Origin of the sequence: Pseudomonas pohangensis, assembly GCF_900105995.1 — a bacterium.
GTDB lineage: Bacteria > Pseudomonadota > Gammaproteobacteria > Pseudomonadales > Pseudomonadaceae > Aquipseudomonas > Aquipseudomonas pohangensis.
The window spans coordinates 2,993,934-3,008,100 of sequence record NZ_LT629785.1; the positions used below are offsets into that span (position 1 = coordinate 2,993,934).

The following is a 14,167-nucleotide window of genomic DNA, read 5'->3' on the forward strand; positions in this document are numbered from 1 at the left end:
TTACATCCGGTAATATCCGGACAAGCTAGGGATTAGGGAAAACAAGAAATGGATCTCACTCCGATAATCGCGCAGGTCTGGGGCACGCTTGGCTGGTTTATCCCGCTGATGCTGCTGATCGGCCTAGTCAAGTCGCCTTGGGCCAAGGGCCATATTGGCGAACTCCTGGTGCGGCTGTTTGCCCATTGGCAGCTGGACAAGCAAACCTACCGCCGCCTGCACAACGTCACGCTGAACACGCCAGACGGCACCACGCAGATCGACCACGTATTTCTATCGCCTTACGGCATCTTCGTGCTGGAAACGAAGAATATGAGCGGCTGGATCTTTGGCAGCGAGAAGCAGGCGCAGTGGACGCAGAAGCTCTACAAACGCACGTTCAAATTCCAGAACCCGCTGCGACAGAACTACAAGCACCTCAAGGCCCTGGAAGCCACTCTTGGCGTTAACCCCGAGCACCTGCATTCGGTTATCACCTTTGTCGGCGGCAGCACCTTCAAAACCGACGTACCAGCCAACGTGACCCAGGGCATTGGCTTTATCCGCTATATCAAGTCATTCCAGCAGCCGGTATTCAGCGAGACGCAAGTCGACGCCATGCTGCACGCCCTGCAAACCGGCCGCCGCGCGCCGACCCTCGCAACCCACCGCGAGCACGTGCAAAACCTCAAGCGACGTAGCGACCCAACAGCCGAGCGGCAATGCCCGAAATGCGGCAGCGCGCTGCTGATTCGCACTGTGAAGTCAGGGGCGAAAGCGGGGCAGCAGTTTTGGGGGTGCTCGGGGTTTCCCAAGTGCCGAACCGTGCAGAATATTTGAAAGGTTGGAAATCGTAGCCTCTCTCCAACTATTCTTATTAGAAAAATATAACGAACACAACCGAGAATAAATTTCGAAACAAGAAGCACTGTGAACTTAGCCCCACCTACAAACGGGAAATTTTTAATAAAGCAAAACAAGCCAACAATAAAAGGATGGCGAAATGGAAATTGACATCAGGCATTGCAACAACTTCACATCCGCCAAGATACATATCGAAGCCGGCAAATTAAACATTAAATTTGCCCCAAACGGCACGGGGAAAAGTACAATTTCAAAAGCCATTCAATTCGCATCGACTAAAAATGAACAAGCATTAGCCGAGCTACTGCCCTTCAAATTTCGCGGTGAAAATCCAGACAACATAAAACCTGAAGTAACTGGCATTGAACACTTCGACAGTATTATGTGCTTTAACGAAGAGTACGTAAGCAAATTTACCTTTCAACCCGACGAGCTGGTAAGCAATAGTTTTGATATATTTATACGCACAGAAGCTTACAAAGAAAAAGAACGAGACATCCAAGCTCTTACAAGTGCAGTTCAGCAGCAATTTGCAAACAACCCTGATTTAGAAATGCTACTCGCTAACTTTAAAGAGTTAAGCGGCGCATTTAAAGTTACCGCTAACGGTGGCTTAGCCAAAACATCAACTGGGGCCAAAGCACTTTCCATTGCAAATAAAATTGATCACATACCGCAGGGACTAGAACATTATAAGCCATTTATCCAAAGCCCCAAGAGTGTCACTTGGATTGATTGGCAAGCCAAAGGACACAAAGAGTTTTCTGAACTATCTGATTCATGCCCGTTTTGCACAAGTGACTCTGTAGACAAAAAAGAGCAGATTGCAAAGGTGAGTCAAGAGTACGACAAAAATCTTATAAAAAACCTAGTGAGCATTATCGAAGTCATCAATAATTTAGGGGAGTTTTTCTCAGAACCTGCGAAAGAAACACTTAATGTTATTAAATCCCTTAAAGACGGAATTGAAAACGAGCACGAAACCTTTATCGTAACAATTAAATCACAGATTGATAATTTGGTTACAAAGCTTGAAAAACTCAAAAGCCTAACCGGATTCGATTTTAAAGAAGGTGACGTTGTTGGGCAAAAATTGTTGAGTTACAAAATCGACATTCAGTTTTTTGACACATTAAACTCTGCTAAAACCAACGAAACAATAGCCATAATCAACCAATCAATTGACGATCTAATACAGCAGGCCGGCCCACTGCAGGGAAAAATCAATCAACAGCGAAAAGAAATGCAAATACTGATTGAAAAACATCAGGCTAACATTAATGAATTCCTTACTTTCGCCGGATATCGCTATCAGGTAGCAATCATTGGTGAAGGCATACAATCACAATTAAAACTACGACATATTGATCACTCAAACAATCTGAGCGGCGGCAGTCAGCACTTGAGTTTTGGTGAGCGCAATGCTTTTTCAATTGTCTTATTTATGTATGAGTGCATTGCCAAAAACCCAAGCCTAATAATACTAGACGACCCTATATCATCATTCGACAAAAACAAAAAATATGCGATCTTAGAGATGCTTTTTAGCCGCAGCGCAAAAGACTGCTTAAATGGCAAGACAGTGCTAATGCTAACCCATGATGTCGAACCGATTATTGATACGCTAAAGTCTGTTCGGATGCGATTTAGCAATAAAGTTTGTGCAGCTTACTTACGACTAAAAAAAGGACAAATCACAGAACAGCCAATCTCAGGAAGCGATATAAAAACCTTTATACAGATATGCGAAACCATATTTGGATCAGCGCACGATCCTGTAATTAAACTAATTTATCTGCGGCGCCGCTATGAGGTTTTGGGTGCGCTTGAAACTGCATACCAAGTGCTGTCAAATTTATTTAAGAAGCGCGCAGCCCCCGAAGACCATCGAATTCCAAAAACTGCTGATGGCTTGAGCGCACCTCTATCGCCCGATGACGTATCGCTAGGAATCGCGGAAATAAAGTCCTACATCCCAGAACTTCCGGCAGACTATCTATCCTTGATTGCGTTATTTAGTGACGAGGAACGAGTTAAGACAATGTATCGCCAAAGCACCAATGGTTATGAAAAACTACAACTAACTCGAATACTGTTAGATGTAGACACCATTGACAACACGATTATCAGGAAATTTATCAACGAAGCTTACCATATTGAAAATGAGTTCATCTTCCAATTAGACCCAGCGCAATTCGATTTAATTCCTGAATATATAGTTATGGAATGCAATAAAATCTTAGGGGAGACCGTCGAATGAATTTTATGGGAAAAAGGGGACGGAAAAAGCGGAAAAAGGGGACAGATTTATTTATTGGGTCACTGTCCGTTTTTGGCACTTCTCTGCCGGTCGTCACTACGGCGTATGGCTAGCATCCCTCCACCACTGATCGATGCGTTCAATAACCTCAATCTGGACCCCGCGGCTTAATTTTGAAGCTTCCTAACTGTGCAAAGATATATCGTAACTCTGCACGGATAGACGACGATGCCGCAATCTTGAAAATGTGGTGCACCCCAACATTGACGCCAACACCATCGCGTATTTCGCGTCTTGGAGTTTTGGACTTAAAAAGGGTAACTCCAATAATTCAACGTATGGAATAGAGCTACTCCTGAGTTGAAAATGGTGTTTTTGTGGTAGGAAAAGGGTCCCTAGGGCGAAGTTTGGGACCTCGTAGGAGGGTAACTAAGAAAGATCTGTTTGGCGTACATCTCGTACACCTGACCCTGGTTGAGGAATATCACCTTATAGAGTGGCTCTGGCTTGCTCATGAGGAACGACAGCGTAGTGAAAAGGGCGCGCAGCTTACCACAGACAATCCGCCGTGGCCGCGACCAGCCGTCAAGCAGCCCTAGGAAGCTGGCGGCTTGCCGCCTATAATCGCAGCCCCTTGAAGATTCCCGACGACCGCGCATGACCAGAAAGCTCTATATCGAAACCCACGGCTGCCAGATGAACGAGTACGACAGCTCGCGCATGGTCGACCTGCTGGGCGAGCATCAGGCGCTGGAAGTCACGGAGAATCCGGCGGAAGCTGATGTCATCCTGCTCAATACCTGTTCCATTCGCGAAAAAGCCCAGGACCGGGTGTTCTCGCAGCTGGGTCGCTGGCGTGAGCTGAAGCTGGACAACCCGCAACTGGTCATCGGTGTCGGCGGCTGTGTAGCCAGCCAGGAAGGGGCGGCCATCCGCGACCGCGCACCCTATGTTGACGTGGTATTCGGTCCGCAAACCCTGCACCGCCTGCCGGAAATGATCGATGCCGCGCGCAGCACCCGCCAGCCGCAGGTGGATATTTCCTTCCCCGAAATCGAAAAATTCGACCGCCTGCCCGAACCACGCATCGACGGCCCGAGCGCCTATGTCTCGGTGATGGAGGGTTGCAGCAAGTACTGCTCCTTCTGCGTAGTGCCCTACACCCGCGGCGAAGAGGTCAGCCGGCCGCTGGCCGACGTGCTGCATGAAGTCAGCCATCTGGCCGAAAACGGCGTGCGCGAGGTCAACCTGCTCGGGCAGAACGTCAACGGCTACCGCGGCGCACGCAAGGACGGACAGATCGCCGACTTTGCCGAACTGCTGTATGCGGTGGCGGCCATCGACGGCATCGACCGCATCCGCTACACCACCTCGCACCCGCTGGAGTTTTCCGACGCGCTGATCGAGGCCCACGCCAGCATTCCTCAACTGGTGAAATTCGTGCATCTGCCGGTGCAGGCCGGCTCCGACCGTATTCTGGCGGCGATGAAGCGCAACCACACGGCGCTGGAATACAAGTCGCGGATACGCAAACTGCGTGCGGCAGTACCGGATATCTGCGTCAGCTCGGATTTCATCGTCGGCTTCCCCGGCGAAACCGAACAGGACTTCGTCCAGACCATGAAGCTGATCGAAGACATCGGTTTCGATTTTTCCTACTCCTTTGTCTACAGCGCCCGCCCCGGTACCCCGGCAGCCGAGCTGGCGGATGACACGCCGGAAGAACTGAAGAAGCAGCGCCTGCAGATCCTGCAGAACCGCATCAACCAGCAGGGCTTCGAAATCAGCCGGCGCATGGTTGGCAGCACCCAGCGCATCCTGGTTACCGACTTTTCCCGGCGCGACCCCGGCAAGCTGCAGGGCCGCACCGAGAACAACCGCATCGTCAACTTCCCCAGCAGCAATGCCGGCCTGATCGGCCAGTTTGTCGATGTCCGCATCGACGATGCCCTGCCCCATTCCCTGCGCGGCAGCCTGCTTGAGTAAACCCGGCCACATAACCCTGCCAGTGCGTGACCGGCGCGTGCACCGCGCGACTTCCCGCAGAGCGCTGTCAGGTTTATTCTTCCCTTATCTTTTTTGCCCTCAGGCGGCCAGCCCATCACTTTGAACGCGACCCTGGAACTGCACAGATTCATCCTCGAGCCCTTCGAGGCCCAACGCTTCGCCAACCTGTGCGGACAATTCGACGAGCACCTGCGTCTGATCGAGCAGCGTCTGGCCATCGAGATCCGTAACCGTGGCAACCAGTTCGAACTGATCGGCGATGCCCGGCGTACCCAGGCTGCGGAGCTGTTGCTGCGCCGCCTGTACCGGGAAACCGCTGCCAGCGAACTTACCCCGGACCTGGTCCACCTGTTTCTGCAGGAGTCGGCCATCGAGGATCTGGGCAGCGCGAAGAATGACGCCAGTGTCAGCCTGAAGACACGCAAGGGCATGATCCGCCCGCGCGGCAGCAACCAGCAGCGCTACGTCAAATCGATTCTCGAGCATGACATCAACTTCGGCATCGGCCCGGCCGGCACCGGCAAGACTTACCTCGCGGTGGCCTGTGCCGTGGACGCACTGGAGCGCGAACAGATCCGCCGCATCCTATTGGTGCGCCCGGCCGTCGAGGCCGGCGAGAAGCTCGGCTTCCTGCCCGGCGACCTGTCGCAGAAGATCGACCCCTACCTGCGTCCGCTGTATGACGCGCTCTACGAAATGCTCGGCTTCGAGGCCGTGGCCAAGCTGATCGAACGCCAGGTGATCGAAGTCGCGCCGCTGGCTTACATGCGCGGCCGCACCCTGAACAACAGCTTCATCATTCTCGACGAGAGCCAGAACACCACGGTCGAACAGATGAAGATGTTCCTCACCCGCATCGGCTTCGGCTCCACTGCGGTGATCACCGGTGACATTACCCAGATTGACCTGCCGCGCGGCACCAAGTCCGGACTGACCCAGGTGATCGATGTGCTGCGTGACGTGCCCGGCATCGCTTTCACCCATTTCCAGCCCAAGGACGTGGTGCGCCATCCGCTGGTACAGCGCATCGTCGAAGCCTACGAGCGCCACGAAAACACGCCACAGGGTAAAACCGGCCGCAGCACCACAGGTCGCGAAGATGCTTGAACTGGACCTGCAACTGGCCAGCGACACGGCAGAGCTGCCGGCCGAAGCGGATTTTCGCCGCTGGTGCGAACTGGCTCTGCAACAGCGCAGCGCCGACTCGGAACTGACCATCCGCATCGTCGATGAAAGCGAAGCGCGTGAGCTCAACCACACCTGGCGGCACAAGGACTACGCAACCAATGTGTTGTCCTTTCCGGCCGACATCCCCGACGGTCTGCTGGACATTCCACTGCTCGGCGATCTGGTGATCTGCGCACCGGTGGTGGCCCGCGAAGCGGCTGAACAAGGCAAGGCACCGGCGGCCCACTGGGCGCATCTGGTCATCCATGGTTGCCTGCATCTGCTTGGCTACGATCACATCGAGGATGCCGAGGCCGAGGAAATGGAAGCACTGGAACGAAAATTGCTGGCTGAACTGGGTCATCCTGACCCCTACGACGATGAATAACCGCAACAACAGAAGGTACCCGGGTAGAACACCATGAGTGAAGACCGATCGAGCACCGAGCAGAAGTCCTGGCTGGAAAGACTTACCCAGGCTTTTGCTCATGAACCCAAGAACCGCAAGGAGTTGCTGGAAGTGTTGCGCGAAGCGCACCTGAACAAGCTGCTCGACAGTGACGCGCTGGCGATTGTCGAAGGCGCGATCCAGGTTGCCGACCTGCAGGTGCGCGACATCATGGTGCCGCGCTCGCAGATGATGAGCATCCGCGTCGAGCAGACCCCGGCCGAGTTCCTGCCGGCGGTGATCGAGGCTGCCCACTCGCGTTACCCGGTTACCGGCGAAAGCCTGGACGAGGTACTCGGCATACTGCTGGCCAAGGACCTGTTGCCGCTGATCCTGCAGAACAGCGAGCACACCTTTGACATCCGCAAACTGTTACGCCCGGTAACTTTCGTCCCCGAGTCCAAGCGCCTCAACGTGCTGCTCAAGGAATTCCGCGCCAAGCGCCAGCATATGGCCGTGGTTATCGACGAATACGGTGGTGTTGCGGGACTGGTGACCATCGAAGATGTGCTGGAGCAGATCGTCGGTGAAATCGAGGACGAGCACGATGTCGAGGAAGACAGTTACATCCGCCCGTTGCCCAGCGGCGATTTCATCGTCAAGGCACTGACCCCGGTGGAGAACTTCAACGACTTCTTCGAGTGCGACTATTCCGAAGACGAGTTCGATACCATTGGCGGCCTGGTGATGAGTGCTTTCGGCCATCTGCCCAAGCGCAATGAAATCACCGAGATCGGCGAGTTCCGTTTCCGCATCGTCAACGCCGACAGCCGGCGCATTCACCTGCTGCGCGTCTCGCCGCTGAGCCGTTAAGCCCTCCCGGCGGGACACGACCAGTGGTTTTTCCCGCCCAAACCCCAAGGAAGTATCTGGGTTGAACATGAACTGGATCACCCGCCCCGGCTGGCCGGGCAACCTGCTGGCCATGGCTGCCGGCGCGCTGACGCCGCTGTGCATGGCGCCCTTCGATTTCTGGCCGTTGTCGCTGTTATCGCTTGGCCTGCTCTACCTGAGCCTGCGCGAACTCGCACCGAAAGCCGCAATGCTGCGCGGCTGGAGCTATGGCTTCGGCCTGTTCGGCGCCGGTACCAGCTGGATCTACGTCAGCATCCATGACTTCGGTGGCGCATCGCCCCTGCTGGCTGGCGGCCTGATGCTGCTGTTCAGTGCCGCCGTAGCCCTGTTCTTCGCCCTGCCGGCCTGGCTCTGGAGTCGCTGGCTGCGCAACGGTTCCGGTCTCGGCGATGCGTTGGCGTTCGCCGCCCTGTGGGTGGCACAGGAAGCGTTTCGCGGCTGGTTCCTCACCGGTTTCCCCTGGCTGTTTGCCGGCTACAGCCAGCTGGACGGGCCGCTCGCCGGCCTGGCACCGCTTGGCGGCGTGTGGCTGATCGGCTTCGTGCTGGCTTTCAGCGCCGCCCTGCTGGTCAACCTGCCGCGCCTGCGCCAGCAACCGCGCGCACTCAGTCTGGGTCTGCTGTTGCTGCTGCTGTTCTGGGGTACTGGCTGGAGCCTGCAGCAATACAGCTGGACCGAACCCGCCGGGAAAGCCTTATCGGTAGCTGCGGTACAGGGCAATGTGGCGCAGAACATGAAGTGGGACCCGGCGCAACTCAATGCCCAGCTGGCGCTGTACCGTGACCTGAGCATCAAAGGCCCGCGCGTTGACCTGCTGGTCTGGCCGGAAACTGCCGTGCCGGTTCTCAAGGACTATGCCGGCAGCTATCTGCAGGCGATGGACGCCTTCGCCAACGACAGGCAAACCACGCTGATCACCGGCGTTCCGGTACGCGAGGTGGATGCCGACGGCAACAAGCGTTTCTATAACGCCATCACCGTGATCGGCAAAGGCCAGGGCACTTACCTGAAACAGAAGCTGGTGCCGTTTGGCGAGTACGTACCGCTGCAGGATGTCCTGCGCGGCCTGATTGCCTTCTTCGACCTGCCCATGTCCGACTTTGCCCGCGGCCCGGCTGACCAGCCGTTATTGCAGGCCCAGGGTTACCAGGTCGCTGCCTACATCTGCTACGAAGTGGTCTACCCCGAGTTTGCGGCCGGGCTGGCGGCGCAGAGCAATCTGTTGCTGACAGTGAGCAACGACGCCTGGTTCGGCCATTCGATCGGCCCCCTGCAGCACCTGCAGATGGCGCAGATGCGCGCACTCGAGGCCGGGCGCTGGATGATTCGTGCGACCAATACCGGGGTCACCGCACTGATCGACCCTTTCGGGCAGATCGATACGCGCATCGCATCCTTCGAACAAGGCGTCCTCTACGGCGAAGTGCTGCCAATGCAGGGGCTAACCCCTTACCTGCGCTGGCATAGCTGGCCTCTGACGCTCTGCTGCGGGCTGCTTCTGCTGGGCGCGGCCAGAGCCAGAAAAACCCGCACCGCGGCCTAGCCAGGGCTGCCGGCGCGAAACAGTTGCGATCCGCAAATCAGGCAAGCCCGTGCACCTTCGGCAGTTTTCCACTCCGCCAGGGTACCGCAGACGGCGCAGCACAGCGGCTTGTGGCGGCGCAGCACGGACTGCCGCCGCTCCGGAGTGCGCAGTGGCAATCTGACCAGGGGATCATCGGGCGGAGCGCGACGTTCTGCCGGCAGCAGTCCGTCGGCCGCCGCATGCCAGCCCGGCAACCAGGGTAGGTCGCCCTCAAGATAGGCCCGAATCAGTGCCATCTCCGCCAGGCTCAGGTCGCTGAGCTCCAGCTCGGCAGGAGCCTCCATGCGCAGGTGCACGGCGCTGTCGGCTTCCTCAAGAGCCAGCGCAATGCGCTGCAACAGGTGGCCATAGGGGCCCGCGTCTGCCGCATCTGGTTTTGTTCGCCGCATTTGTCACCTCGCCGGAGACCAATAGCCTTCAGATGAAGCGTAGTTGGCTTCACCGGCATGCCAATGCCTGTCGACCAACGGAGCCTGCCATTCGTCCGGACCCGAGCACTGGCCACGGCAATCAGGGTTTCCCTCGGGTTGGCGCGCTCATGTATGCTACGCGGCTTTCCGCAAGCCAAAATTCTCAGCAAACCGCCATGCACGAACAGTATCAGCCCCGCGAAATCGAAGCCGCCGCCCAGTCCCATTGGGATGCGCAAAAATCCTTTGTCGTCAGCGAACAGCCGGGCAAGGACACCTTCTATTGCCTGTCGATGTTCCCCTACCCCAGCGGCAAGCTGCACATGGGCCACGTGCGCAATTACACCATCGGTGACGTGATCGCCCGCTACCAGCGCATGCAGGGCAAAAACGTGTTGCAGCCGATGGGCTGGGACGCATTCGGCATGCCAGCGGAAAACGCGGCGATGAAGAACCAGGTGGCCCCGGCCAAGTGGACCTACGAAAACATTGCCTACATGAAAACCCAGCTGCAGAGCCTCGGCCTGGCGGTGGACTGGACCCGCGAAGTCACCACCTGCAAGCCGGACTACTACCGCTGGGAGCAATGGCTGTTCACCCGCCTGTTCCAGAAAGGCGTGATTTACCGCAAGAACGGCAGCGTCAACTGGGATCCGGTGGACCAGACCGTGCTGGCCAACGAGCAGGTGATCGACGGGCGCGGCTGGCGCAGCGGCGCGCTGATCGAAAAGCGCGAAATTCCCATGTACTACTTCAAGATCACCGCCTATGCGGAAGAGCTTCTGAGCAGTCTGGATGATCTGGATGGCTGGCCGGAACAGGTCAAGACCATGCAGCGCAACTGGATCGGCAAGTCCCGCGGCATGGAAATCAGCTTCCCCTACGATGTCGCCAGCGTTGGCAGCCCAGGGCAGATGAAGGTCTTTACCACCCGCCCCGACACGCTGATGGGTGCCACCTACGTGGCAGTGGCCGCCGAGCACCCGCTGGCAACTTTGGCCGCACAGAACAATCCCGAACTGCAGGCGTTTATCGACGAGTGCAAGCGCGGCGGCGTGGCCGAAGCCGATATCGCCACCCAGGAAAAGAAAGGTCTGGCCACCAGCCTGCGCGTCACGCATCCGCTGACTGGCGAACTGCTGCCGGTGTGGGTCGCCAACTACGTGCTGATGAACTACGGCGAAGGCGCCGTAATGGCCGTGCCGGCCCACGACGAGCGCGATTTTGCCTTTGCCGGCAAGTACGGCCTGCCGATCCAGCCGGTCATCCGTACCAGCGCCGGTGATGCAACCCCGGCGCCCTGGCAGGATGCCTATGCCGAGCACGGCCAGCTGATCAACTCCGGTGATTTCGACGGGCTGGATTTCGACGGCGCCTTTGACGCCATCGAAGTGGCCCTGCAGCGCAAGTCGCTGGGCCAGGCACGTACCCAGTTCCGCCTGCGTGACTGGGGCATCAGCCGCCAGCGCTATTGGGGCTGCCCAATCCCGATTATTCATTGCGACACCTGTGGCGATGTGCCGGTGCCGGAAGACCAGCTGCCGGTAGTGCTGCCGGAAGATGTGGTGCCGGACGGCGCCGGCAGCCCGCTGGCACGCATGCCCGAGTTCTACCAGTGCCAGTGCCCGACCTGCGGCGCACCGGCCAGGCGCGAAACCGACACCATGGACACCTTTGTCGAATCGTCCTGGTACTACGCCCGTTACGCCTCGCCGCAATACAGCGGCGGCATGGTCGACCCGGCCGCGGCCAATCACTGGTTGCCGGTAGACCAGTACATAGGCGGAATCGAGCACGCCATCCTGCACCTGCTGTATGCGCGCTTCTTCCACAAGCTGATGCGCGATGAAGGGCTGGTCAGTTCCGATGAGCCATTCCGCAATCTGCTGACCCAGGGCATGGTGGTTGCCGAGACTTACTACCGCACCCTCGATAATGGCGGCAAGGACTGGTTCAATCCGGCCGATGTCGAGCTTGAGCGTGACGCCAAAGCCAAGGTCATCAGCGCCAGGCTGAAGTCCGATGGCCTGCCGGTGGAAATCGGCGGCACCGAGAAGATGTCCAAGTCAAAGAACAATGGCGTCGACCCGCAGTCGATGATCGATCAGTACGGTGCCGACACCTGCCGTCTGTTCATGATGTTCGCTTCGCCGCCGGACATGAGTTGCGAATGGTCGGACTCCGGCGTCGAGGGCGCCAACCGCTTCCTGCGTCGCGTCTGGCGCCTGGCCCACAGCCATGTCAGCGCCGGCCTGCCGGGAGCGCTGGAGGTTGCCAGCCTGGATGACAACCAGAAGGCCGTGCGCCGCGCCATCCATCTGGCTATCCGCCAGGCCAGCACGGATGTTGGCCAGCACCACAAGTTCAATACTGCCATCGCCCAGGTGATGACCCTGATGAACGTACTGGAAAAGGCCTCCACGGCCAGCGAACAGGATCGCGCCCTGCTGCAGGAAGGCCTGCAAACCGTAGCCCTGTTGCTGGCCCCGATCACCCCGCATATCTGCCATGTGCTCTGGCAACAGCTGGGCATGAGCGGAGCGGTCATCGATGCACAATGGCCGCAAGTGGACGAGTCGGCGCTGGCCCAGGACAGTCTGGTGCTGGTAGTACAGGTCAACGGCAAGTTGCGCGGACAGATCGAAGTGGCCGCCACCGCGAGCCGCGAAGCCGTCGAGGCAGAAGCCCGCGCCAATGAAAATGTCCAGCGCTTCACCGAGGGCCTGAGCATCCGCAAGGTCATCGTGGTGCCGGGCAAACTGGTCAACATAGTCGCAAGCTGATAGAACATGAGGCCTTGATGGCACCGCAGCTTCTCAGGAGAAACCCGCTAATGATCAAACGCAACCTGCTGCTCATAGGCCTGAGCGCCCTGATATCGGCCTGTGGCTTTCAGCTGCGCGGTACCGGCGACATGCACTTCGCTCTTCAGGAGCTGGGGCTGACAGCACGCAATGCCTACGGTGAAACCGTCAAACTGACACGCAAGGGACTGGAAAGCAGTGGCGTCACGGTTACCGAAACCGCACCTTACACGCTGGCCCTGATTCGTGAAGAGCAGACATCGCGCACCGTCAGTTACACCTCCAGTGCCCAGGGCGCAGAAAGCGAGATAACCAAAACTCTGGAATACGCCATTCTCGGCAAAAACAACCAGACGTTAATGAGCAACCAGCTGGAAGTGCAGCGCAGCTATATCACCGACTCCAACAACATCGCCGGTGCCAGTGAGAGCCAGATACAACTAAGTGGCGAAATGACCAGTGCCATGGTGCAACAGTTGCTCGGGCGCATCCAGATGATCACGCCGGCACAACTGGATGCCCTGCAAGCCAAGGCCGATGCCGATGCCAAGGCTGCAGCGGAAGCTGCCGAAGCCGCACGCAAGGCCGATGAGGCATTGCAGCAACAGGTCACGCCAATCGAACTACCGGGCATTCCCCTGCCATTGCAGGGCGAATAATCCGCAAACGGGTGTTGTTCTGCCCCTGACTGCGACCAGCCAATGAAGCTCAATAGCGCGCAACTCGGCAAACACCTGCAAGGCAAGCTGGCCGCAGTCTATGCGGTCAGCGGTGACGATCCGCTACTGTGCCAGGAAGCCGCCGATACGATTCGCAGCAGCGCACGCAGCCAGGGCTTCAGCGAACGTCAGGTGTTTCATTGCGATGCCAGCTTTGACTGGAGTCTGCTCTACGAAGCAGGCGCCAGCCTGTCACTGTTTGCCGAGCAACGCCTGATCGAACTGCGCATTCCCGGTGGCAAGCCCGGCGATAAAGGTTCCAGCGCCCTGATCGACTATCTTGCCCGGCCAGCCGAAGACACCTTGCTGCTGATCAGCCTGCCCAAGCTGGATGGCAGTGCGCAAAAGACCAAGTGGGCCAAGGCGCTGATCGACAACGCCGATGCGGTGTTTGTACAAATATGGCCGGTGGAAACCGCCCAACTACCGCACTGGATCAGCCAGCGCCTGGCCCAGACCGGACTGAGTGCCAGCCAGGACGCCGTTGAACTGATTGCTGACCGTGTGGAGGGCAACCTGCTGGCGGCGGCGCAGGAAATCGAAAAAATCAAACTGCTGGCCGATGGCACGCCGATTGATGCGGACTACGTGCTTGCCTGCGTTGCTGACAGCGCGCGCTTTGATGTCTTCGGCCTGATCGAAGCCTGTCTCAACGGGGATGCCGTACATGCACTGCGCATGCTCGACGGCTTGCGTGGTGAAGGTGTGGAGCCCCTGTTTCTATGTGCCATGCTGGCCCGCGAACTGCGCCTGCTGAGTGGCCTGGCTCTGCAAATCAGTCAGGGCACAACCCCGGACCGTGCATTTGCCGCCGCCCGCCCACCGGTCTGGGACAAACGCAAGCCACCCTTGCACAAGGCGTTGCAGCGGCATTCCGCCGGACGCTTCAACCACTTTCTGCTGGAACTTCAACAGGTCGATGCGCAGGTCAAGGGACAAGCTGCCGGCGACCCCTGGAGCAGTCTGGCTCGCCTGTGCCTGCAGCTGGCAGGTCAGCGCCTGCTGCTGGAAGCGTGACAGCATCAACCAGTGAACATTCACCTGCGGTCCGGGCGCCCTGACTTAACGA

At 57.6% G+C, this 14,167-nt stretch carries 11 protein-coding genes and 1 pseudogene; 10 read left to right on the top strand and 2 right to left on the bottom strand.

Annotated features, from left to right (window positions below):
- Positions 1 to 48 precede the first annotated feature (48 nt).
- Positions 49 to 819, top strand: coding sequence for a nuclease-related domain-containing protein (locus tag BLT89_RS13975; RefSeq protein ID WP_090196615.1), 771 nt, complete (start codon positions 49 to 51; stop codon positions 817 to 819).
- A 163-nt stretch (positions 820 to 982) separates the two neighbouring features.
- A complete protein-coding gene (locus tag BLT89_RS17955; RefSeq protein WP_090196617.1) occupies positions 983 to 3,103 on the top strand; it encodes an AAA family ATPase in 2,121 nt (706 codons plus the stop codon).
- Positions 3,104 to 3,531: 428 nt separating this feature from the next.
- Here the strand turns inward: BLT89_RS17955 and BLT89_RS13985 are convergent.
- Positions 3,532 to 3,618 (bottom strand): annotated as a pseudogene (locus tag BLT89_RS13985) (DUF1820 family protein); the annotation flags it as partial.
- Between the two features lie 142 nt (positions 3,619 to 3,760).
- Between BLT89_RS13985 and miaB the strand changes: the two are divergent.
- The 5 genes from miaB to lnt all read left to right on the top strand — a co-directional run bounded on the left by miaB (position 3,761) and on the right by lnt (position 9,123).
- Positions 3,761 to 5,089 carry a tRNA (N6-isopentenyl adenosine(37)-C2)-methylthiotransferase MiaB gene (gene miaB, locus BLT89_RS13990; RefSeq protein ID WP_090196620.1) on the top strand — a complete coding sequence of 443 codons (1,329 nt, stop codon included), beginning with the start codon at positions 3,761 to 3,763 and terminating at the stop codon, positions 5,087 to 5,089.
- A 120-nt stretch (positions 5,090 to 5,209) separates the two neighbouring features.
- Positions 5,210 to 6,217 (top strand): PhoH family protein, encoded by a 1,008-nt coding sequence (locus tag BLT89_RS13995; protein ID WP_090196623.1) that lies wholly within the window; start codon positions 5,210 to 5,212, stop codon positions 6,215 to 6,217.
- Positions 6,210 to 6,665 (top strand): rRNA maturation RNase YbeY, encoded by a 456-nt coding sequence (gene ybeY, locus BLT89_RS14000; protein ID WP_090196626.1) that lies wholly within the window; start codon positions 6,210 to 6,212, stop codon positions 6,663 to 6,665. The genes BLT89_RS13995 and ybeY overlap by 8 nt, the downstream gene beginning before the upstream one ends.
- A 33-nt stretch (positions 6,666 to 6,698) precedes the next feature.
- Positions 6,699 to 7,538, top strand: a complete 840-nt coding sequence (locus BLT89_RS14005) for an HlyC/CorC family transporter (RefSeq protein WP_090196628.1) — start codon at positions 6,699 to 6,701, stop codon at positions 7,536 to 7,538.
- A 67-nt stretch (positions 7,539 to 7,605) separates the two neighbouring features.
- Positions 7,606 to 9,123 carry an apolipoprotein N-acyltransferase gene (gene lnt / locus BLT89_RS14010; RefSeq protein WP_090196631.1) on the top strand — a complete coding sequence of 506 codons (1,518 nt, stop codon included), beginning with the start codon at positions 7,606 to 7,608 and terminating at the stop codon, positions 9,121 to 9,123.
- Here lnt and BLT89_RS14015 read toward each other — a convergent pair.
- Positions 9,120 to 9,554: a hypothetical protein gene (locus tag BLT89_RS14015; protein WP_090196634.1), complete on the bottom strand. Its 435-nt coding sequence runs from the start codon at positions 9,552 to 9,554 to the stop codon at positions 9,120 to 9,122. The two genes, lnt and BLT89_RS14015, sit on opposite strands and share 4 nt — an antisense overlap.
- A gap of 197 nt (positions 9,555 to 9,751) precedes the next feature.
- Between BLT89_RS14015 and leuS the strand changes: the two genes are divergently transcribed.
- Genes leuS through holA form a run of 3 tightly spaced genes read left to right on the top strand, consistent with a single transcriptional unit; the run spans position 9,752 to position 14,115 of the window.
- Positions 9,752 to 12,358 carry a leucine--tRNA ligase gene (gene leuS, locus BLT89_RS14020; protein WP_090196636.1) on the top strand — a complete coding sequence of 869 codons (2,607 nt, stop codon included), beginning with the start codon at positions 9,752 to 9,754 and terminating at the stop codon, positions 12,356 to 12,358.
- A gap of 50 nt (positions 12,359 to 12,408) precedes the next feature.
- Complete coding sequence (locus tag BLT89_RS14025) at positions 12,409 to 13,038, top strand: LPS-assembly lipoprotein LptE (RefSeq protein ID WP_090196639.1); 630 nt, start codon at positions 12,409 to 12,411, stop codon at positions 13,036 to 13,038.
- 42 nt (positions 13,039 to 13,080) lie between these two features.
- Positions 13,081 to 14,115 (top strand): DNA polymerase III subunit delta, encoded by a 1,035-nt coding sequence (holA, locus tag BLT89_RS14030; protein ID WP_090196642.1) that lies wholly within the window; start codon positions 13,081 to 13,083, stop codon positions 14,113 to 14,115.
- Positions 14,116 to 14,167: the final 52 nt, after the last annotated feature.

Excerpts from the sequence above, each read along its gene's own strand:
- BLT89_RS17955 (WP_090196617.1), top strand. The coding sequence starts at position 983 with ATGGAAATTGACATCAGGCATTGCAACAACTTCACATCCGCCAAGATA.
- lnt (WP_090196631.1), top strand. The coding sequence starts at position 7,606 with ATGAACTGGATCACCCGCCCCGGCTGGCCGGGCAACCTGCTGGCCATG.
- miaB (WP_090196620.1), top strand. The coding sequence starts at position 3,761 with ATGACCAGAAAGCTCTATATCGAAACCCACGGCTGCCAGATGAACGAG.
- leuS (WP_090196636.1), top strand. The coding sequence starts at position 9,752 with ATGCACGAACAGTATCAGCCCCGCGAAATCGAAGCCGCCGCCCAGTCC.
- BLT89_RS14025 (WP_090196639.1), top strand. The coding sequence starts at position 12,409 with ATGATCAAACGCAACCTGCTGCTCATAGGCCTGAGCGCCCTGATATCG.
- holA (WP_090196642.1), top strand. The coding sequence starts at position 13,081 with ATGAAGCTCAATAGCGCGCAACTCGGCAAACACCTGCAAGGCAAGCTG.
- BLT89_RS13975 (WP_090196615.1), top strand. The coding sequence starts at position 49 with ATGGATCTCACTCCGATAATCGCGCAGGTCTGGGGCACGCTTGGCTGG.
- BLT89_RS14005 (WP_090196628.1), top strand. The coding sequence starts at position 6,699 with ATGAGTGAAGACCGATCGAGCACCGAGCAGAAGTCCTGGCTGGAAAGA.
- BLT89_RS14015 (WP_090196634.1), bottom strand. The coding sequence starts at position 9,554 with ATGCGGCGAACAAAACCAGATGCGGCAGACGCGGGCCCCTATGGCCAC.
- ybeY (WP_090196626.1), top strand. The coding sequence starts at position 6,210 with ATGCTTGAACTGGACCTGCAACTGGCCAGCGACACGGCAGAGCTGCCG.